This is a genomic window from Halovalidus salilacus (assembly GCF_031852275.1).
Taxonomy (GTDB): domain Archaea; phylum Halobacteriota; class Halobacteria; order Halobacteriales; family Natrialbaceae; genus Halovalidus; species Halovalidus salilacus.
On record NZ_CP134700.1, the window covers coordinates 3,546,209 to 3,564,863 of the forward strand.

The 18,655-nt window shown below is 65.1% G+C and carries 18 protein-coding genes; 5 read left to right on the forward strand and 13 right to left on the reverse strand.

The annotated features are described in order from the left end of the window. Positions 1–2: 2 nt before the first annotated feature. On the reverse strand, positions 3–2,309 hold the full coding sequence (locus RJT68_RS17450) for a FlaD/FlaE family flagellar protein (RefSeq protein ID WP_407037806.1): 2,307 nt from the start codon (positions 2,307–2,309) through the stop codon (positions 3–5). A gap of 454 nt (positions 2,310–2,763) precedes the next feature. On the opposite strand from RJT68_RS17450, the gene RJT68_RS17455 reads away from it, so the two are divergent. Next, entirely contained in the window at positions 2,764–3,441 is a 678-nt protein-coding gene (locus RJT68_RS17455; RefSeq protein WP_407037807.1) for a DUF7500 family protein, read from the forward strand. Between the two features lie 129 nt (positions 3,442–3,570). Here the strand turns inward: RJT68_RS17455 and RJT68_RS17460 are convergent, their stop codons facing one another. The 8 genes from RJT68_RS17460 to RJT68_RS17495 all read right to left on the reverse strand — a co-directional run bounded on the left by RJT68_RS17460 (position 3,571) and on the right by RJT68_RS17495 (position 10,036). Further along, the gene (locus RJT68_RS17460) at positions 3,571–3,750 is read right to left on the reverse strand and encodes a hypothetical protein (RefSeq protein ID WP_407037808.1); all 180 of its coding nucleotides are present in this window, start codon (positions 3,748–3,750) and stop codon (positions 3,571–3,573) included. Positions 3,751–3,849: 99 nt separating this feature from the next. Continuing rightward, entirely contained in the window at positions 3,850–5,571 is a 1,722-nt protein-coding gene (gene flaJ, locus RJT68_RS17465; protein ID WP_407037809.1) for an archaellar assembly protein FlaJ, read from the reverse strand. A 109-nt stretch (positions 5,572–5,680) separates the two neighbouring features. Next, the gene (locus RJT68_RS17470; protein WP_407037810.1) at positions 5,681–6,901 is read right to left on the reverse strand and encodes a FlaD/FlaE family flagellar protein; all 1,221 of its coding nucleotides are present in this window, start codon (positions 6,899–6,901) and stop codon (positions 5,681–5,683) included. A 27-nt stretch (positions 6,902–6,928) separates the two neighbouring features. Further along, a complete protein-coding gene (locus RJT68_RS17475) occupies positions 6,929–7,390 on the reverse strand; it encodes a flagellin (protein ID WP_407037811.1) in 462 nt (153 codons plus the stop codon). Continuing rightward, positions 7,391–7,846, reverse strand: a complete 456-nt coding sequence (locus RJT68_RS17480; protein WP_407037812.1) for a flagellin — start codon at positions 7,844–7,846, stop codon at positions 7,391–7,393. Positions 7,847–8,007: 161 nt separating this feature from the next. Further along, positions 8,008–8,697, reverse strand: a complete 690-nt coding sequence (locus RJT68_RS17485) for an archaellin/type IV pilin N-terminal domain-containing protein (RefSeq protein ID WP_407037813.1) — start codon at positions 8,695–8,697, stop codon at positions 8,008–8,010. 11 nt (positions 8,698–8,708) lie between these two features. Next, on the reverse strand, positions 8,709–9,398 hold the full coding sequence (locus tag RJT68_RS17490; protein WP_407040401.1) for an archaellin/type IV pilin N-terminal domain-containing protein: 690 nt from the start codon (positions 9,396–9,398) through the stop codon (positions 8,709–8,711). 11 nt (positions 9,399–9,409) lie between these two features. Beyond that, the gene (locus tag RJT68_RS17495; RefSeq protein WP_407037814.1) at positions 9,410–10,036 is read right to left on the reverse strand and encodes an archaellin/type IV pilin N-terminal domain-containing protein; all 627 of its coding nucleotides are present in this window, start codon (positions 10,034–10,036) and stop codon (positions 9,410–9,412) included. 244 nt (positions 10,037–10,280) lie between these two features. On the opposite strand from RJT68_RS17495, the gene RJT68_RS17500 reads away from it, so the two are divergent. Continuing rightward, positions 10,281–10,472: a hypothetical protein gene (locus RJT68_RS17500; protein WP_407037815.1), complete on the forward strand. Its 192-nt coding sequence runs from the start codon at positions 10,281–10,283 to the stop codon at positions 10,470–10,472. A 162-nt stretch (positions 10,473–10,634) separates the two neighbouring features. On the opposite strand, the gene RJT68_RS17505 is transcribed toward RJT68_RS17500, so the two are convergent. From RJT68_RS17505 to RJT68_RS17515, 3 genes are all read right to left on the reverse strand, one after another. Beyond that, a complete protein-coding gene (locus RJT68_RS17505; protein WP_407037816.1) occupies positions 10,635–11,498 on the reverse strand; it encodes a CheF family chemotaxis protein in 864 nt (287 codons plus the stop codon). Then, the gene (locus RJT68_RS17510) at positions 11,495–12,757 is read right to left on the reverse strand and encodes a HEAT repeat domain-containing protein (RefSeq protein WP_407037817.1); all 1,263 of its coding nucleotides are present in this window, start codon (positions 12,755–12,757) and stop codon (positions 11,495–11,497) included. Before RJT68_RS17510 ends, RJT68_RS17505 begins: the two co-directional genes overlap by 4 nt. A gap of 199 nt (positions 12,758–12,956) precedes the next feature. Then, complete coding sequence (locus tag RJT68_RS17515) at positions 12,957–13,697, reverse strand: hypothetical protein (protein ID WP_407037818.1); 741 nt, start codon at positions 13,695–13,697, stop codon at positions 12,957–12,959. Between the two features lie 144 nt (positions 13,698–13,841). On the opposite strand from RJT68_RS17515, the gene RJT68_RS17520 reads away from it, so the two are divergent. Next, entirely contained in the window at positions 13,842–16,670 is a 2,829-nt protein-coding gene (locus RJT68_RS17520; protein ID WP_407037819.1) for a hypothetical protein, read from the forward strand. Between the two features lie 89 nt (positions 16,671–16,759). Here RJT68_RS17520 and RJT68_RS17525 read toward each other — a convergent pair whose 3' ends face one another. After that, on the reverse strand, positions 16,760–17,005 hold the full coding sequence (locus tag RJT68_RS17525; RefSeq protein WP_407037820.1) for a DUF7385 family protein: 246 nt from the start codon (positions 17,003–17,005) through the stop codon (positions 16,760–16,762). Between the two features lie 276 nt (positions 17,006–17,281). On the opposite strand from RJT68_RS17525, the gene RJT68_RS17530 reads away from it, so the two are divergent. Then, positions 17,282–17,845 (forward strand): FlaD/FlaE family flagellar protein, encoded by a 564-nt coding sequence (locus RJT68_RS17530; RefSeq protein ID WP_407037821.1) that lies wholly within the window; start codon positions 17,282–17,284, stop codon positions 17,843–17,845. A 144-nt stretch (positions 17,846–17,989) separates the two neighbouring features. After that, complete coding sequence (locus RJT68_RS17535) at positions 17,990–18,433, forward strand: FlaD/FlaE family flagellar protein (protein WP_407037822.1); 444 nt, start codon at positions 17,990–17,992, stop codon at positions 18,431–18,433. Positions 18,434–18,655: the final 222 nt, after the last annotated feature.

The window sequence follows — 18,655 nt, forward strand, 5'->3', positions numbered from 1 at the left end:
TATCACCGTTCCCGGTCGTGATCGTCGGTCGAGACGAACAGCGACTCGAGGTACTCGTCGCGCCACCGTTTCAGGTCGATGTTCTCGTCGGAAAACAGCACCGACTCGAGGTACTCGTTTCGGGGCTCGCGCTCGTAGTACTCGCGCGACGAGCGCGCGTCGTCCTCTCGCCCTCGATCCGTCGCGACGACCTCCGAGTCGACCCAGATCATCCGGCCGCCGTCGGCGTCGACCGTCTGGGCGCGGGGCTCGTCGTCCACCTCGCGCTCGAGTTCGTCGATGATGATCCGACGGGAGCCCGACCGATCCGGTTCGCCGTCCTCGGCTGACTCGCGTCCGCTCGCGGACGAGCCAGCGGTCACGAGTTCGAGGTCCCGTTCGAACTCGTCGCCCGCCGGAGCGTCGTCGACGTCGACGGGCGCCCCGCCCACGTCGGGCTCGAACTCGGTCACCTCCGGCTCGATGACGTCGACCGTGGACTCCCGTTCGGGCACCGATTCGGACTCGGCGTCCACCACTGATTCGTCCGCTACCGACACGCCCTCCTCCGGTTCGTCACCTTCCGATACGTCTCCCTCCGTTTCGTCATCCTCCGACTCGTCCACAAACTCGGCGCCCACCTCCGACTCGCCCGCGTCGGAGTCTGCCGGGTGGTTCAGTTCGCCGTCGTCGTCCACGTCAAACTCGGGTTCGACGTCGATTTCCGCCTCGAGCGCGGCCTCGAGGATCTCGTCCGAGTCGACCGCCGCGTCCGAGTCGACCACCTCGTCCGAGTCGACCGCCGCGTCGCCATCGTCGTCGGCGGACTCGGCCTCGTTCCCCTCGACGAACGTCAGCACCTCGCCGTCTTCGGCCGCCGGATCCTCGCCCTCGAGCGACTCGCCGAGCAGCGGTTCGCCCGAGATGCCCTCGGTCTCGAGCCACTCGTCGTACGGGAGGCGCTTTTTCTCCGGCGTCGCGAGCTGGCTGATCCGCCAGAGGCTGCGCTTGTGGTCGATCCCGAGCGACGACCGCGGCTCCGGATCCTCCACGTCTGGGCCGCCGCCGAACCCGTTCAGCATGGTCTGGAGGTACGCCGCCACCTCCGGACCCACCCAGTCGATCGACTCGTAGAACGTGAGAGTCTGGGCCGCGCCGTTCAGCCCGACCGTCTCGACCAGTTCCTCGAGCCAGTCCATCACGACGAACTCCGTGTCGTACTCCGAGGGGATCGCCGAGAGGTACGGTCGACCGTTGTTCCACGCTTCCCCGTCGGCCTCGCCCTCGATGGCCTCCGACTCGAGGTCGCCCTCGAGGCCGGTCGTCGGCTCCCCGCCGAGCGGATCCGCGGCGGTCGAGTCGAACGGGTCGTCCTCGTTCCCACCCGCGTCGCCCTCGAGTTCGGCCTCGAGGCCGGCGGGGGCGTCGTCCGCCAGGTCGCCTTCGAAGTCGTCCGCGAACTCGTCGGCGCCCTCGGGTTCGGCGTCGACGCTCGCGTCGTCGCCGTCGCCCCAGTCGGCCTCGCCGGAGTCGAACTCGGACTTCAGTTCGTCGAACGACAGGTCCCCGTCCGCCTCGCCGCCGGCGTCGGAATCGTCGCCGGCGTCGGCGACCTCGCCGTCGAGGTCGTCTTCGAAGTCGGCGGCGAAGTCGTCGCCCTCGTCGTCGATGATGCTCTCGTCGAGGAAGTCCTCCGCCTCGGCGTTCGCGATATCGTCGCCGACCTCGTCGTCCGCCGACTCGTCGCCGCCCGGGCTGTCGAACAGGCTACCCCCGAAGTCGCCGGACCCGGCCGCGGCGCCCTCGCCGCCACCGAAGGTGTCCCGCAGCGAGTCGCCCTCGACGAACGGGTTCACGCCCTGGGTGACCATCTCGTACACCTCGAGGAGCTTTCGGATGTTGTCCTCGATGTCCTCGAGCGACTCGCCGATCTTCTCGTTCTCGCTCTGGACGGTATTGACCGTCGAGGCCAGCGACCCGACGTCGTTTTCCATGTCCTCGATGCGCGACTGGAGCTCGCTCGAGGCGCCGGCCTCCGCGGTCATGGCGCCCGCGTCGCCCATCATCTCGTCGCCGCCCATTCCGTCCCCGCCCATCCCGTCGCCGCCGAGGAAGTCGTCGCCGCCGTCGCCGCTGAGGAGGTCGTCGCCGCCCATCCCGTCGCCGCTCATCCCGCCACCGTTCGCGTCGCCGCTGGGCGCTCCCGGCATCAGGCCCTCGTCGCTCGTGCTTCCCGACAGTTCACCGCCCATCAACCCCTCACCGTCGTTCCCGGAGTCGCTCTCGTCGCCACCGTCTCCGAACAGGTCCCCGATTATGGATAGTAGCATGGTGAACTGATCACTCTAATTGGCTCCCGCGGGTTCTCGTAGCCCACCGACGGAGAATCGACGTCGCTGACGGAGAGTCGTCCCTTGCCGTACGAGGCGGCTACGAGCAGTCATCAGGCACCACTAAGTGAACGTGTTATTAAGGTATTCTGGCCAACCGGCTTTCTTTCGATCACGTTCGAGAGTACAGATCGTTCTGACCGAGCTAACGTTCGAGTTTCCGGCCGAAAATTTAATCCGATCGCGTCCAGGTGCATGCGAGCCCTCGACCGATTTTACGCAGGCGTTTTCCACGGCAACGGCAGCCGAGTCGACCGACCCCCCTCGCGGATCGACTGCCACTTCGGCCGTCACTCGTTCGGAGGCCTCGAGATCGGCCGGCGCGGGTGACAGTCACTATCGGGCAAAGGTTACTTCTCGTTCGGCGTCGAAGCCACGAGTAACGGCCCAAGCCATGACCGACAGTACCGATGGTGGCGATCCGAAAGAGAACGCGGACGTCCCGCCGACCCTGCCGAACGAGCGGCCGTCGACGTCCGACGCCGGAGGCGTCCTCTCGCCCGAGGACCTCGATTTCACCGACAGCCCGTACGTCGCCGAGATCGAGGACGGGCGGTACGTCGTCTCCGCCGATCGGAGCCCGCCGAACGTCCCCGGCAAGAACGACTCGTTACCCACCCGGTCGGAGTCGGCCGGACGCCCGCAAGCGCGCTCGGAGTCGCCGTCGGAACCCGAGGCTCGCTTCGACGTCGATCAGTCACCTTCGGACGCAGGCACCCCGCGAGGAGGGGGATACGGGTATCAAAGTCCGGAGGAGGCGAGATCCGTCCTCGCGAGCGAACTCGAGCGCGTCGACGCGCGCTTCGCGATCGACATCATCTCGCGGTTCGACGGCCGAACGGTCCGCCACCGAACGGCCTCCGACGACGTCGTCGGCACCTTCGACAGCCTCATCCTCTGGTACGCCCAGAACGTCTCGAAGAACACGCCCACCGAACGGGCCGCCTCCCTCCTGCTCGCCCACTCCGAGTTCACCGCGGGGCTCTCGCCGAGCCAGATCCGCGCGGCCGCGAGCGAACACGGCCTCACGAAATCGAGCACCATCGAAGAACTCCTCGAAGCGCTCGAGTGAGCGCGACGCCCGTTCGATCGCCACCGTCGCCCGTTCCCGGTTCTCATCGGCCCCACAGTCCACGTCGATCCCGAAACGCTCGAGGCTCACAGTTCCCGCAGTCACCGCCGGGCGGGCGCCGCGGCTCGCTCAGAACAGAAAGAGGACGCCCGCCATGAAGAACGAGAGGAGAACGGCACAGCCGGTCAGCAACAACGCGCTGTAAACCGTATTGATCCCACGGTCCGCGCGGCGCGCGGGCCCGACGGCGTTCGCCCCGCGGGTGCGAACCTGGGCGCCGACTCGAGTGCGTTCGCGATCCGTAGACATGTACGAGGGGATTCGCACCAGTCACACTATTGGCCTTACGGCCGCCGGTCGTCGATTCACCGTCGACGGCCCGACCGACCGCAGAACGCGAGCGGCGGTTCAGAGGTCGACCGTGATGATCGTATCGATCAGCCGCTGGGTGATCGTCCCCGTGATCGCGCCGAGCCAGAGCAGCGCCGTGAAGTGGACGTACGAGTTGCCGAAGTGACCGCCGTCGACCAGGCGGAGGATCAGCGACGAGACGAGCGCGTTGAAGACCAACACGAGGACGATCAGGTACCGGACGACCGGGATGTCGTACTGGTTCGTGTGGATGAGCGAGTCCATCGACATCTGCCCGCCCATGTCGATGTCGAAACTCGAGAGCATCACCGCCAGCTCGAGCCCGATGAAGAAGGCGAACGCCGAGGCGACTGTGATCCCGTAGAAGACGCCGACGAGCGTCGTCGTCTCCTGTCGACGCTCCTCGCGCAGGTTGACGATCGCGTTCATGTTCGTGCTGATGAGCTCGCTGAGGCGTTTCGGTCCGCCGCCCATCTTCCGGCCGATCAGGTACATCTCGCTGAACTTCTGGATCAGAAACGTGCCGGCGTCGCCCGTGAAGTACCGCCACGACTCCTCGGTGCTCAGACGCATGTTGAGCCGCCGATAGAGGTCGTTGATGTTCGGCGTCAACGGGCCGAAGTCCTTCGTTCGAAGCGTCTGGAGGACTTCCGACGTCGTCGCCTGTCGCGCGCTCTCGGTCGTCCCCAGCGCGCGGATGAAGTTCGGGAACTCCTCGTCCCGGCTGACGACCTTGCGCTCCTCGAGCATGAAGGCCACGCCGGGGATCAAAAGCGGCGTCGTCACGATCGGCATGTACATGAGGTGAGGAATCGACTGGAGGAGCCCCCCTCCGGGGAGCGCGCCGAGGAACATCAACGCCAGGGTGAACACCAGCAGGACGCACAGTCCGACGCCGGCGATCGTCGAGCCGAGCAGTAGCTTCTTCGTCCGCGTCCGGTAGCCCTCCTCCAGGTACCAGATCGGATCGGCCGGGACGATCGCCCGGATGACGAACGCGAACCCGATCTGGACGAACACGAACAGCACGATGACGATGCTCGCGGTCACCGTCGGATCGTTCCCGGTCAGCAGCGGGAGGACGATCGCGAACACGAGCGCGAACGTCATCGAGATGATCAGCGAGAGGTAGAGGTCTTTCAGCACGCCGAGGTTGCTCAGCGACTGCCGGTAGACCGTCGAGTACTTCTCGATCAGGACCCCCTGCTCCTGGTTCATGAACTCCTCTAAGCTCTGGCCCGCCTCGAGCGTGTAGGCCATCCGTTCGAACAGGTCCGTGACCGACTCGCTCGGGACTTCCTTCGCCCGGCGGCGACACGCGTCGCCGAGGCTCAGGTGCCAGACGTCGACGAGGTCGACGACGCGCTGGATCTCGTCGGCGAGTTCGCCGTACTCCTCCTCCTTGGCCAGCTCCCGGAGGACCTCCATCCGGTCGATGTTGGTCGTCGCCAGGATCATCATGTGGATCACGACCAGGTGGAACCGGTTTTCCATCTCGATCCGGCGACTGTCGACGGCGATCCGGGGGTAGCCGACCGCCGCCCCGAGGATCAGCAACCCGAACACCGGGATCAGCAGCCGAACGAGGAGGAACCCGTCCACCACGAACGCCGCGACGATCGTCCCGAGGAAGAGCAGGAACGCCGGCAGGAGGACGACCGGCAGGTAGATCTTCGCCGGAAGCTCCATCTCCTCGTAAGCGCGGACGATGGACTCGGCGTGGGAGGCTACCGCGGCGGTGTTCGGGCGGGATACCATGCTACGTCCGGTCGCTCACCGGCCGTCGGGGCTGGTGCTGCCACGGGCGGAACGGCGATGCGTACGCCCCGTACAGATGCTCACCATACAAAACTTCTGGCAGCGCGACTTACGAAATCGGAGACGTAACGGCGTCGTCGGATTCGTCGAGTAACGGATCGGGCGCCTTCTCCGGCGTCGCGATCCACGCGATGTACTGGAGGCTGCGCTTGTGCTCGACCGTGCTCAGCACCGACCGGGGCTCGATGTCGTCCTCCGGCTCCGCGCCCCCGCCGTCGCCGAACCCGGAAAGCATCGACTGAAGGTACGTCGCCACCGGCTCCGAGATCCACTCGATCGACTCGTAGTACGCGAACGTCTCGGCCGCTCCGCTGACGCCCGCCGCCTCGACGAGGAAGTCGACCCACTCGAGCGTCAACAACTCCGCGTCGGTCCTCGACGGAACGCGTACGAGGTACGGCGGGTCGCCGATCTCGCCGTTCTCGCCGGAGAGGGGTCCGCCGACGGCGGACTCCGATTCGGCGGCCGGATCCGTGCCGTCGACGGCCACCCCGTCGGTCTCGGCGGTCGATTCGTCGGCCAGCGCCTCGAGCGGATCGTCCCCGTCGCCGGCGGGATCCACCTGCCCGTCCTCGAGGTCGTCGTCGAACTCGGCTTCGTCGTCCGCGGTCGTGTCGTCCTCGAGGTCGTCGTCGAACTCGGCTTCGTCGTCCGCGGTCGTGTCGTCCTCGAGGTCGTCGTCGAACTCGTCGAAGCCGTCGTCCGTTGCCTCGTCGAACGCGTCACCGTCGTCCGCGGTCTCGTCGAAGTCGTCGAACTCCTCGTCGTCGTCGTCCATCTCGTCGTCGAGGAAGTCCTCGGCGTCGGCGCCGATGATGTCCTCGTCGATGTCGTCCTCGGGATCGTCCCCGCCGAAGACGCCCCCTTGGGCCGCCGTTTCGAACGCGTTCCCGATCTCCTGGTCGCCGACGAAGGGGTTGATCCCCTGCGTGACGATCTCGTAGAGCTCGACGAGTTTGTCGACGTTGCGCTCGACCGTGGAGATCGACTCGCTGATCTTCTCGTTCTCTCCGCGGACCGTATCGACCTTGTTGGTCAGCGAGTCGACCTCCTTCTCGATCTCGTCGAGCTGGTAGTTGAGCTCGTCCTCGTCCTTCGCGCCCCCGTCACCGCCGCCGTCGTCGGTGAACAGCGCGTCGTCCCCCACCAGATCGTCGCCGCCGCCCATCAGATCGTCCCCGCCGCCCAACAGGTCGTCACCCCCCTCGAGGTCGTCGGACTCGTCGCTCGGTTCGTCGTCGCCGCCGAGTAATCCCATCAGTAGTATCATCGGTCGTTCTGCCTCCCGGGTGTTCGGTTACGCGTACACATCGATGTCGTCCCTGTTTCCGTTGACGACGGCCGCGATCTCCGTATCGCCGCTTGGCTCCGTCTCCGGTTCGACTGTGACCGCCACGACGCCTCCCGGACGCCACGAATCCCCGGCGGCGTCGACGCGCTCGACCGACGTGCGATCGTTCGAAACGTATCCGCCGTCGATCAACACGTCCACGGTCGTCGGATGGACGTCGAGCCCCCTGGAGCCGACGTTCTTCACCAGGATCGTCACGTTACCGTCGTCGTCGACGATCGACTCGTTGTGCGCCTCGTCGCTGATGATCGCGATCTCCGTTTCGATCTCCTCGTTGACGCCGTCGCCTCGAGCGTCGACCGCGTCGCTCAACTGGCCGACCTCGAGGACGACCGTCCCGGTGACGGCCGACGCGACGACGAGGCTGCCGATGAACAGGATCAGGTGGGTCGCGGACGTGCCCGACATCTACTCGACCTCCTCCGTCGCGTCGGACACGCCGTTGGGCGTCGTAAGCTGCACTCGCTCGACGGGATCGTCGACAGCGTCCGCGTCGATCTCCAGCTCGAGGTCCGCCCCCGGCGGCCAGATGTCCGTGTCCGTCCGCTCGTCGCCGTCGACGATCACGGTCGCGTTCGTCTCGCTCGAGTCGACGTAGTCGCCGTTGACCAGCACGTCCGTGTACTCGAGGTCCACCGAGGTGGTTCCGCGGTTGGTGGCGTCGATGGTCACGGCGTCATCGGTTTCGTTGGCGAACCGGACGTCGACGTCCGTGTTCGTCCGTTCGCGACTCTGGTCCGCCTGCGACGAGAACGCCTCGCCGGTGTCGCTGCTCGTAGCGAAAACGGTGGGGAAGATGACGCTCGCCGAGAGCAAAAATCCGATGAGCATGATGGCGACCGCGCCACTCGTGCTGAACCCCATTAGAAACTCGTGACGAAACCGACCGTCAAAAGCCCTCTGGCCGTCCGTCGGACGGTGCGCCTCGAAGGCGCGAAGAGCGGTCGGTCCTTCGAAGAGAGGCGTCGCTCTCCGACAGTCGAGAAATGAAAAGCTGTGCGAAGCGGTTCCTCTAACCGCTCGAGTTAGAGTTCGACCGCCCGTTCGTCGTCGTTGATGATGTCCGGCGCGTTCAGCGTGACCGACGTCTGTGAGCCCTGCGGCGTCGAGATCGTCAGGTCAATCTGTTCGCCCTCCTCAATGAAGTTGGGCTGGTCGGCTTCGTCATCAACGTAGTCGTGGTCGTTGGCGTCTTCGAGTTCACCGAGCGGGATGTGGATCGCCACGCGGTCATCGTCCTCGGTCAACGTGTTGTCGCCGTCTCCACGGATGCTCTCCGTCGAGAACTCGTTTGCCGAATTGTTTTCGAGTACTTCAGTGTCGCCTTTAGTACCGTTGTACGTGAGCGTCGCCGCCTCGTCGTGGCGGTACTCAACCGTCGACTTGCTCAGGTCGATGTCGCCCGAGCCGGCGCTCTTCTGCACCGTCAGCTCGATGTGCGCGACGTCGTCGTCTCCAGGGCCATCCCCGACCCAGTGGTCACCCTCGATCTGGTCCGAATTGTTTGTCAGACCGATCGAATTCACAACTTGTACGTTGTCCGATACCTGGTCGGTGCTCTCCTCACCGGTGGCCTCCGACTGCGTCTGGAGGAAGCCGGCCGTGTTGATCAGCACGCCCGCGGCGATCGCGGCGACCAGCACCATCGCGATGAACACGATGAGCGTACCGATCCCCACCTGACCGCGCTCGGTAGTTGATTTCGTTGTTTTCATCCTGTCGCCACTCAGAGTTGGACTGCGGGTTCGTCCTCGTCGATGATTTCGGGAGCTTCTAGCGAGACCGACGTCTGGGAGCCTTGCGGCGTCGAGATCGTCAGGTCGACCTGCTCACCTTCTTCGATGAAGGCGGGCTGATCGGTGTCAGCGTCGGCGTACGTGTGCTCGTCAGTCACCTCCCCAAGGGGGATGTGGATCGCCACGCGGTCGTCGTCTCCGGTCAGCGTTTCGCTGCCTTCACCTCTGATCTCTTCCGTCGCGAAGGAGTTCTCCGAGCCGTTGACTTCGGGATCGTCGCTCACCGAATTGTTGTACGTGAGCGTCGTCGCCTCGTCGTGGCTGTATTCGATCGTGGATTTGCTCAGATCGATGTCCCCCGAGCCGGCGCTCTTCTGCACCGTTAATTCGATGTGTGCGACTTCGTCCTCGTCAGGTGTGGTGTCACCTTCGAAGTAACTCGCATTACTGATGTCGTCCGAGCTATTGGTCAGGCCGATCGAGTTCACGACTTGGACGTTATCCGACACCTGTTCGGTGCTCTCCTCGCCGGTGGCCTCCGCCTGTGTCTGGAGGAAGCCGGCCGTGTTGATCAGCACGCCCGCGGCGATCGCGGCGACCAGCACCATCGCGATGAACACGATGAGCGTGCCGATCCCCACTTGACCGCGCTCGGTAGTTGATTTCGTTGTGTTAATCATTTTTCGGTCACTCACAATTGGACGTCGTCGCCTTCTTCCTCACCGTTTAGCGAGTCCGGTGCGTTAAGAACCGTCGTTGTCTGGGAGCCGGACTGCAGTGTGAGGGTTACGTCGGCTTGTTCTCCTTCTTCAAGACCGTCCTCTTCACTCGTCGCATCTATCTCCTCAAGATCCATGATGATCTCGACCCGGTCTTCTCGTTCCTGGAGTACATCTTCCGAGGTCCCATCAGTCACTTCTTCGAGGCCAAAGTGCGATTCGTTCGCCTCGGGCTCAACACCATCACCGGACTCGTTAGCCGTGAGGTCGCTGGATCCATCGGGTCCGAGGACCTGGATCGTCATCTCCGAAAGGTCGATGTCGTCGGAACCGGCGGACATCTGGGCGACCATTCGGGATTCGTTGATCGGCCCCTCGTTCGTTTCGGCCACGGTCCCGGTCTCGCTCACGATCTCGAGGTTGTTCGACACTTGTTCGGTACTCTCTTCACCGGTGGCTTCCGCCTGCGTCTGGAGGAAGCCGGCCGTGTTGATCAGCACGCCCGCGGCGATCGCAGCGACCAGCACCATCGCGATGAACACGATGAGCGTGCCGATCCCCACTTGACCGCGTTCGTTGCCTGTATCTCTTGCAAACATTGGTATGGATGCACCCGGAGGGTCCCCCGGGGCAGTGGACCCAGATACCGACCATCCGCTATTAAGTCTATTCGCCGTAATTTACATTACTTAACCTTGATCGCCAAATACTATGCATATTAAAGCTGCTGGCCGAGTTTCAGTACCTATATTTAACTCTACTTGCCGAACGGGTCGACGTTAAGTGATCCGCTACCGCCGACGGCCGAGACGCTTATCACCGCGGTTCCACAATCCTTACCGGATGAATATCATCGACGGCGACAAAGTCGAGTGTAGCCGCTGTGACGACCTCATCTCCCTCGACGACGCGAACATTCTCGGTAAGTCCCACAACAAGACCTACGCGAAACCCCTCTGCGACGACTGTCTACAGCTCGTCGGCGTCCCGCAGGGCTACGAACTCGAGCGCGACGCGAGCTACCTCAAGCGCTGATCGGACGGACTCCCCCGGCGCTGCGCTCGGACGGCTGAACGCGCGTCAACACCCGAGAAAACCACCCTGTACCGCCTCTCTACCGCAGCACCGTCACTGACGGGTGACGGCGTCGGCGGATCCATCGCCGTGAACTTTTGAAATTAAACCAAAATTCAGACGTCACTTGTTATTCATCGCTTCGCTCGCGATGTTCCGCCCGCGCGGTTTGAGCGCGACCTCGCGGCGCACGCGAACCTCCTCCAGGACGTCGAGTTCGATCATGCGCTCGTACATCTCCTCGACCTCGTCGGTGTCGATGTCGAGGAACTCGGGCACCTCGAACGGCGAGACGCCGGAGTAAATCGCCATCAGCACCTCCTGCTCCTTGCTCGAGAGGTCGATCTGGGAGGCGTTCTTCTCCGCGCCGCGGTCGAGCACCGACTTGAGGACGGCGCAGTTCTGCGGCGACCCGGAGAGGTAGGTCCGGACGCTCGTACCGTCGTCGGTGTGTTCGGCCTCGATGACCGGCCGCTCGGCCGAGCGGATCGTGCGCTCGTCGCTCTCGACCGTCCCGACGTCGTCGACCTCGATCTGGACGAGGTGGCCGCTCTCGACGGCGAAGTTGGCGACCCCGTGGCCGATCTTCACGCGGGCTTTCTCCCAGGACGCGTCCTGGACGACGCCGCCTTTGACGGCCGGGTGTTTGATCAGGACGATCTCCCCGTCGAGGATCGCCTGCTGCATCTTGAGTTCGAACTCCTCGACCTCGGCCATCGAGACGAGGAACACGTTCGCGCCGTAGTTGACGCTGATGTAGTTCGAGACCTTGGCGATCGTCTGGTTGACGTCGTACCGCCCGCGGATCGACTGCACCTTCGCGAGGGGGATCGTGTGTTTGCCGTCGTTGCCGACGATCACCAGCCGCTTGTTGGAGAGGACGATCCGGCCGTTCGTCCAGTTCGTATCGGAGAGCTTTCGGCCGTCGCGGACGACCTGGGTGAACTTGCCGGTCACGTCCGCGAGTTTCTGTTCGGACTTGCTCATGCGACGTCACCACTCGGGACGCCGACGCCGCCCAGTTTGGACAGCGCGGAGAACCCGCGTTTTCGCAGTCGGTCGCTCTCTGTACGATCGACGAACCGCGACAAGCGCTCCCTCGAGCGGTCGCCGCCGACGGATCCGAGGACGAACAGCGCCCGTTCGCGCGTGTCGACGTCCAGGTGCTCGTTCTCCACCAGCTTCAGGAGCCGCCGCTCCAGCAGGGGTCCGTCGAGGATCGAGAGGCTCGTCGCGGCGAACTTCGAGGTCATCTCGTCGTCGTCGCCGAGCGTCTCGATCAGCGTCTCCTGGACTTCCTCTTCGTACTCGGAGTGCGTTACCCGGCCCAGCAGCCACGCCGCGTTCCGACGCTGTGCCGTCTCCGAACTGCGCTCGAGAATCTCGAGCAGCGGGCCGATCGCCGCCCGTTCGTTCGCCTCGGCGAGTTCGCCGACGATCTTCTCCCGGATCGCGTGGCTTGCGTTGGCCGGCGCCTCCGACAGCAGCTGCACCAGCGAGAACATGGCCGTCCGGCGGACCGATTCGGTGTCGTCCCGCAGCGCTTCCGCGAGGATCTCGACCGCGTCGACGCTTCCGAGGCGGCCGAGCGCGTCGACGGCGATCCGGCGGAGCGTTTCGTCGTCGTCGCCGGCGACGCTCGCGAGTTCTGTCAACGCGTTCTGCGTGCCGACGTCCGCGAGCGCGTACGCGATCTCGACGCGGACCTCGTAGCTGTCCTGGTGCAGCTTCTGGGCCAGCGCCGGCACGCTCTCGGGGGATCCGATCCGTCCGAGCGCTCGAGCGACGCGCTTTCGCACCCGCGGATCCGGGTCGTCGAGCCGCTGGACGAGGACCGCCGTCACGTTGTCCTCCCCGATGCGTCCGAGACCGCTCGCGGCCGCCATCCGGAGTTCCGGCTGGTTCGCGTTCAATCCCCGAGCCAGCAGCTGGGCCTTCTTCCACTCGGCCACGTCGTCGATGTTCTCCCCGGAGATCTCGCTGATGAACCGTTCCAGGGCCTGCTGGCCGAACTGGTCGAGTGCGTCGATCGCCGCCGCTCGGACGTCGTCGTGGTCGTCCCCCTTCGAGGCCTCGATGAGGGCTTCGACGACCTCGTCCCTGGAGAAGCGCTCGTCGTCGGCCTGCGCTTCCAGGCTTCCCAGAATCTCGGCGGCTCGTTGTCGAATGCGGGGGTTCGAACTCTCCTCCAGGTGGGCGATGAGCCCCTCGAAGTCCGCATTTCGCTCCAGTTCGAATAGCGCCATTGTTGCTAGATCACCTGCGTAGAGAGACGCGGAACCCCGGCGTCGTACCGTTCGTCGCCCCTCGACCGCGCACCCGTGTTCTTCCTCGCCGTTCATTCCGCACGTCTCCGGTTCCCCGGCCGCCGTTCGCGATCGATCCCGCGCCGGACGCGTATCGACGCCGCCGGAATCGGCCGGAAGACGCCGACTCACGGAACCGTCACGCGTCGGAACCGTCGTCGTCGGAACCGTCGTCGGACGCGTTCCGATCGTCGTCGGTCGCATCGTCACCGTCGCCGGAATCGTTCGTACCGGTCGCACCGGCGTCGGATTCGTTCGCACCGTCCTCCGGTGGCCCGTCGTCGCCGTACTCCTTCGTCTTGTAGATCATGTTCCAGAGCTGGAGGTCGGTGTACTCGCCGTCGAGGTGTTTTTTCGCCCACGTCGTTTTCACACCCCACCCTTTCACCTGGCCGTCGAACCGGTTCGTCACCTCCGTGAAGAGGTTATTGACGTCGGAGCCGCGATCGATGAGACCCTCGCTAAACACCCGATAGATCAACGCGATCTCCTCGTCGGAGGCCGCCTCGAGCGCCTTTCGATCGTCGCTTTCGGCCGCTTCTTCCGCGTTCGACTCGTAGAACAGGATCAGATCGTCGTCCTCTTTGTCGTGGTACAGTTCGTCGACGACGACGTCGTTTTTCTCGAGTAGATGGTAAAACTCGCCCGGCGTCCCCTCCGGTTGCTCGCCCGGCGCTTCCGGTTCCACGGCGACGCGGCTCCCGCCGAAGAGTGGAACGGCGTCCAGACACCCGGCGGTCGCGCCGAGCGAGAGGGTTCCGACCGTCGCGAGCGCCTGTCGGCGAGAGAGCCGCCGGCTCGACGGGTCCGATTCCGGGTCGAGACGCGCCCGAGTGACGTCCTCGCCGTGGGCGTCCGATCGCCCAGTATCACGTGGCATCGTTACGACACCGTCGAACCAATACGTGAAAAGCGCGTCGGCCGTCTCAGCGCCCTATATTACTGTTTTGGCCGGTTCCGTTGCCCAGAGAGTATATTACAGCCCCTTACGAACAATTCCGGACAGATACCTGGTGCCGCCTCGATGAACGCGAAACCGCCACTCCCCTCACCCGTCGACGCACGCGTCGTAGAGTCACTTCGAGCGTGCGCGACGACGGTTTTAGCGTACGCGAGGACGCTGTGGAAGCGCGCGTCGATCGGAGTACCGAGCGACGCCATCGGAACGCGAACCGGTCGTCTGGCGACGTGCGTCTTCGTCTCGGCGCTCCTCCTCGTCGCCGCCGGATCGCTCTCGGTTCCGGCCGGCGACGTCGGCGTCGGCACCCGCGGCGTCGGCGATCTCGGTCCCGACGGCTCGAGCGGTTCGATCGAACCCGTCGACGCTGCGGTCGCCGACGCGGATCGGAACGAGGAAGCGACGCTGGAGCGATCGATCGGCGGGACGGACGCCGCCCGCGCCCAGAACTTCGGCGACGATCACGACGAGGACGACCTCGTCTCCGTCCGCTACGACGACGAGCACGTCGTCAGCGGGGAGCGGGCGGACGACGTTCCCTCGGATCCGTACGTGAGGGTCAACGACAGCGGGCTGCAGGACGATCGGCTCGTCGTCGACGAACACGGGGACGACGGTCACGACGTCGTCCAGACCACCGACGGCGACGTCGCGACGGTCGAACACGACGGCGAAGAACGGGAGATCAGACGCCTCTCCGAGCGGAATCCCGACCTGGTGATCGTCGAAGACGGGCGCGTCCTGGACGAACTCGAGGTGAACCGCGACGAGGGAATCGTCCAGACCGTCGACGGCGGCCAGCCGGTGACGGTCGGAAATCACTCGGTCGTCTACGAGGAGTACACCGACTACTCGATCGAGATCGGCGAGGTCGACCCCGTCGCAGAGGGCGAGACGCTCGAGGTTCCGGTGACGGTTCGGAACGACGGGTACGGTCCGGCGTCGGACGAAGCCGTCCTTCGGCTCCCGACCGCGGACGGCACCGAAAACGTGACCAAAGAGGTCTCCGTCGACGGCGGCGAGCGGGCCAACCAGACGTTCGAGTACGAGACGGGCGACGGTGATTCCCGAATGGACGACGTCGAGGTCGAGATCGGATCGGCGTCCGACTCGGCCGAGGTCGACGTCGCGAGGGCCGGCGTCGCCGTCGAGGTGATCGAGACGAACACGCCCGTCGAGGGCGAGGACCTGGAGCTGGTGGCCGAACTCGAGCGCATCGGGAACGTCCCCGACGGCGCCTACGAGTACGTCTTCGGCCTGCGCACCTACGACCGGTACGGGGAGCGGGTGGGCGGGGACGACGTCGGCGTCGAACTCGAGCCGGGCGAGACGCTGAACAGGACGTTCACGTACGAGACCACGAGCGAGGACGTGCCGGAGATCGAGGCCGAGCTCTCGAGCGAGGACGACTCCGATTCCGCGGACGTGACGGTCGTCCCGCGCGATGAGTGGGAGGACAGCATCCGCGCGTCGATCGCGAACGCCACCGTCGACGGCGACGAACTCGAGGTCGACGCGTCGTTCGAGTACGACGGCGAGTTGCCGGGCGGAAAGACGTCGTTCCCCGCGAACTTCACGGTCGACGGCGAGCGCGTCGACGGGACGAACGTCACCATCGACAACGAGTCGGCGGTGAACGAATCGTTCGCGCACGCGCTCAACGAGAGCGAACGACCGGTGACGGAGGTCGGACTCGAGACGCCGGGCGAAAACGACTCGGTGGAGTTCGAGCGGGAGTTCGCCGTCGACGTCGTCGACGTTTCGAACCCGGTGACGCGCGACGACGAGGTGAACGCGACGATCGAGGTGGAGAATCGGGGCGAGACGCCGGGGCGAGACACGCTGGAGGTAGAAGCGCGTGACGCGGTCGGCATCGGATCGAGCGAGACCTGGGAGAGGGACCTCGAACTCGGCGTCGGCGAGTCGACGACGGAGAACGTGTCGTTCAATCTGAGTTCCGGAACGCCGTCGAACGTGGAGGTGCGAGCGAGCACGTCCGACGACGACGCGAGGGAGACCGTGAACGTTCGGACGGACGATCCCTGGTTCGTCCTCACCGAGACCACCGTCGACGACGTCGAGGACGAAGACGACGAGCTCGTGATCGAATCGACCGTCAGAAACGAAGGCGGGAGCGAGGGAACCCAGGAGGTCGAACTCGAATTCGACGACGAGTCGCTCAGCACCGAGGAGGTCGCGCTCGAGCCGGACGAGGAGCAGACCGTCTCGGCGACCGTGGATCCCACGCCGGAACCGGGAGCGTACGCCTACGCCATCGGCACGGAGAACGACGCGACCGAGGGGGTCGTGACGGTCGAGGAGTCGGCCGTGCCGCCGGACGAGAAATCCGACACGGCGTCGGGCTCCTCCGGCGTACTCGACGGGCTCCCTCTCCCGCCGCCGTGGCTCGTTCTCGCGCTGCTCGGCCTGATCGGCGTCGGCGGGGCGGTCGTCGCCTACCGAAACGACCCGTCCGCGGTCGGCGATCGGATCGACGCCCTCCGGTCGGCCCTCGAGGACCCGCAGGAAGCCGTCACGAGGATTCAGGCGGCGCTTCGTGGGTTGCCTGCGGCGCTCCAGCGCCTCCCGGCCGTCGTTCGAGATCGACTCGGACTCGGCGGGAACGGGAACGTCGTGGTCGAGAACGCGCTTCCGAGGCCGGTGAGGGTCCGGATCAGCATCCGGACCGACTCGGACGTCGTCTTCCTCGAGGACTTCGACCTGAGCGACGGCGAGCGGCGGGTGATCGAGTGCCTCCCGGCGTCGGGCCAGTTCGAGGTCGGCACCGGCGTCGAGGACATCACCGCCCACACGGAGGTGTTCCAGAGCGGAACCGACACCGTCGGAATCCGCTACGCCCCGGAAGGGATCACCATCGGGCAGTTTCGCAATTGAGCGGACACCACGGCTGACGGGAGCGGGACCCTGTGGACGGGAGCGGGATCTTCTGGACGGAAACGACACCTCGAGAGACGAGAACGAGATCAGTGCGTCAGGACGAGGAGCCTGTCGTCCGTCCGCGCGAGACAGAACGGTCGTTCCGGCGGCGAGGAGAACGTCTCGGTCGGCCGCTCGCTGACGTAGAGTCGGTCGAACGCGCGGCCGCAAGCGGGGCAGCCCAGTTCCTCGCGGTTCTCGAGGGTTCGCGTGTCCCCGGTGTCGTTCAGCAGCTTCAGCTTGGTCCGGTAGTCGTGGACGGTGAAGCCGTCTCGGACGTCGATCCGCGTCATACGGGTACCGTCTCGTCCGTTCCGACATGAGACTGTCGGGCGATTCGACCCCTCGACTCCGCGCACGACTCACATCTCGAGTCGAGCGTCGAACTCGAGGGGACACCTAAGCGCGTAGTCGCGCTAGACGGACACAATGAGAGACGAGTGTGAACGCACCGAGAGCGCACCCCGACGCCTCGGACCGAGATCGAGTTGGCGGGGGGGCTGCGGGGAGCGCGGTATCGAGTCGACGACCGAGGGCGAGGCGGGCCGAGCGGTGCGGTGAGCCGACCGATGGACGATGACGTACACGTCGACGTACGCGCGCCCGGAGCGGACGAAGAGCAGGTTCGAGACGACGAGCGACGGGTGCGGAACGAGGGACGGGTTCGAGGCGAGCAGCGGGTGTGGAACGGGGAGCGGGCCCGGGGCGAGAAGACGGTGACCGAAGACACCACGGGCGACGACGAGACCCGAGACCGAGGCGGAACGGAAAGCGGCGATTCGGTCGAGGGGGGCGACGGGGCGGAGGGGATCACGCTCGAGTCGTTACCGGAGACGTACGCGACGGACGTGATCGTCTTCGAGTGGCTGACCGACCTGGTCAGGGCCGGCGGGACCGCGTCGGCCCTCCGGGCGGTGTCGTACTACGCCGAGGTCGGCTGGATCGCGAACGAGGTCAAGGTCCACCTCGAGCGGGTGCTCTCGGGGCCGGACCTCGACATCCACGTCGATCCGACGACGACGCCCCCGGAGCTGACCGCCGAGGATCACGCGGACAGCTACGCCTACATCAGGACGCTCCGCGAGGTCCACCAGGCGAAGCGGGAAGTCGCCGAACTCGACGACGCGGAGTAACGGGTCGAGGGTCGATCACGCCGTTCGGCCGGCGTTCGGACCGGCCGGGCGATCAGTGCCGTCGGACGACTCACCGCTCGAAACGACGCGAACGTTGATACGTGGAGTTCACCGAGATAGAGGGGACGAGTCGCTCCGCCCACCATGTCACCGACAAAACCGTACCTCGAGTCGCTCGATCGATCGGCCGGCAGAATCGACGTCACCGTCGAGTGGGCGCGCTTTCTCGGCGAGACCTTCGGCGCGACCGGCGCGCTCAACTGCCTGCGGTACTACGAGGACCTCGGCTGGATCAGCCCCCGCGTCCGGACCCAGATGGTTTCGTACCTCCGCGGCCTCTCCCTCGGCGAGATCCACAACAAGCGGTACGACGAACCGACCACCCTCGAGTCGCTCAGCGGGACGCTGTTCAGCGCGCACGCGCGATCGCTCGCCTACATCGCCCGAATCTGCGACGACGACCTCGAGGAACACGTGATGATCGCGCGGATGGCCGACCGCCGCGTCGATCGACGAACCGAAGCTGCGGCCGGCGATTCGACCGACCGCGTGAGCGTAATTCGTGACGGTCCGTCTCAGTCGGGTTGATCGTTCAGTCGCCGACACGGCCGTAAGCCATATCAAATAGCGTTTTTAACGCGATGAAAACGCCATATTCACCATTAGATGGTTAAACGTTCTACAGTCGGCCATAAATCTGCTCCAATAGTACTGATAGCGTGACAGTCGTTAAGATAAACATTAGGATATCCACCTATCATCGTTGATTTATCCAATCAGTGAGTGGTCGGTTCCATGTCGTTTAAGATG

Excerpts from the sequence above, each read along its gene's own strand:
- RJT68_RS17485 (WP_407037813.1), bottom strand. The coding sequence starts at position 8,697 with ATGAAAACAACGAAATCAACTACCGAGCGCGGTCAGGTGGGGATCGGT.
- RJT68_RS17470 (WP_407037810.1), bottom strand. The coding sequence starts at position 6,901 with ATGATACTACTGATGGGATTACTCGGCGGCGACGACGAACCGAGCGAC.
- RJT68_RS17500 (WP_407037815.1), top strand. The coding sequence starts at position 10,281 with ATGAATATCATCGACGGCGACAAAGTCGAGTGTAGCCGCTGTGACGAC.
- RJT68_RS17460 (WP_407037808.1), bottom strand. The coding sequence starts at position 3,750 with ATGTCTACGGATCGCGAACGCACTCGAGTCGGCGCCCAGGTTCGCACC.
- RJT68_RS17535 (WP_407037822.1), top strand. The coding sequence starts at position 17,990 with ATGTCACCGACAAAACCGTACCTCGAGTCGCTCGATCGATCGGCCGGC.
- RJT68_RS17530 (WP_407037821.1), top strand. The coding sequence starts at position 17,282 with ATGGACGATGACGTACACGTCGACGTACGCGCGCCCGGAGCGGACGAA.
- RJT68_RS17525 (WP_407037820.1), bottom strand. The coding sequence starts at position 17,005 with ATGACGCGGATCGACGTCCGAGACGGCTTCACCGTCCACGACTACCGG.
- RJT68_RS17490 (WP_407040401.1), bottom strand. The coding sequence starts at position 9,398 with ATGATTAACACAACGAAATCAACTACCGAGCGCGGTCAAGTGGGGATC.
- RJT68_RS17475 (WP_407037811.1), bottom strand. The coding sequence starts at position 7,390 with ATGTCGGGCACGTCCGCGACCCACCTGATCCTGTTCATCGGCAGCCTC.
- RJT68_RS17510 (WP_407037817.1), bottom strand. The coding sequence starts at position 12,757 with ATGGCGCTATTCGAACTGGAGCGAAATGCGGACTTCGAGGGGCTCATC.
- RJT68_RS17520 (WP_407037819.1), top strand. The coding sequence starts at position 13,842 with ATGAACGCGAAACCGCCACTCCCCTCACCCGTCGACGCACGCGTCGTA.
- RJT68_RS17455 (WP_407037807.1), top strand. The coding sequence starts at position 2,764 with ATGACCGACAGTACCGATGGTGGCGATCCGAAAGAGAACGCGGACGTC.
- RJT68_RS17515 (WP_407037818.1), bottom strand. The coding sequence starts at position 13,697 with ATGCCACGTGATACTGGGCGATCGGACGCCCACGGCGAGGACGTCACT.
- RJT68_RS17495 (WP_407037814.1), bottom strand. The coding sequence starts at position 10,036 with ATGTTTGCAAGAGATACAGGCAACGAACGCGGTCAAGTGGGGATCGGC.
- flaJ (WP_407037809.1), bottom strand. The coding sequence starts at position 5,571 with ATGGTATCCCGCCCGAACACCGCCGCGGTAGCCTCCCACGCCGAGTCC.
- RJT68_RS17505 (WP_407037816.1), bottom strand. The coding sequence starts at position 11,498 with ATGAGCAAGTCCGAACAGAAACTCGCGGACGTGACCGGCAAGTTCACC.
- RJT68_RS17480 (WP_407037812.1), bottom strand. The coding sequence starts at position 7,846 with ATGGGGTTCAGCACGAGTGGCGCGGTCGCCATCATGCTCATCGGATTT.
- RJT68_RS17450 (WP_407037806.1), bottom strand. The coding sequence starts at position 2,309 with ATGCTACTATCCATAATCGGGGACCTGTTCGGAGACGGTGGCGACGAG.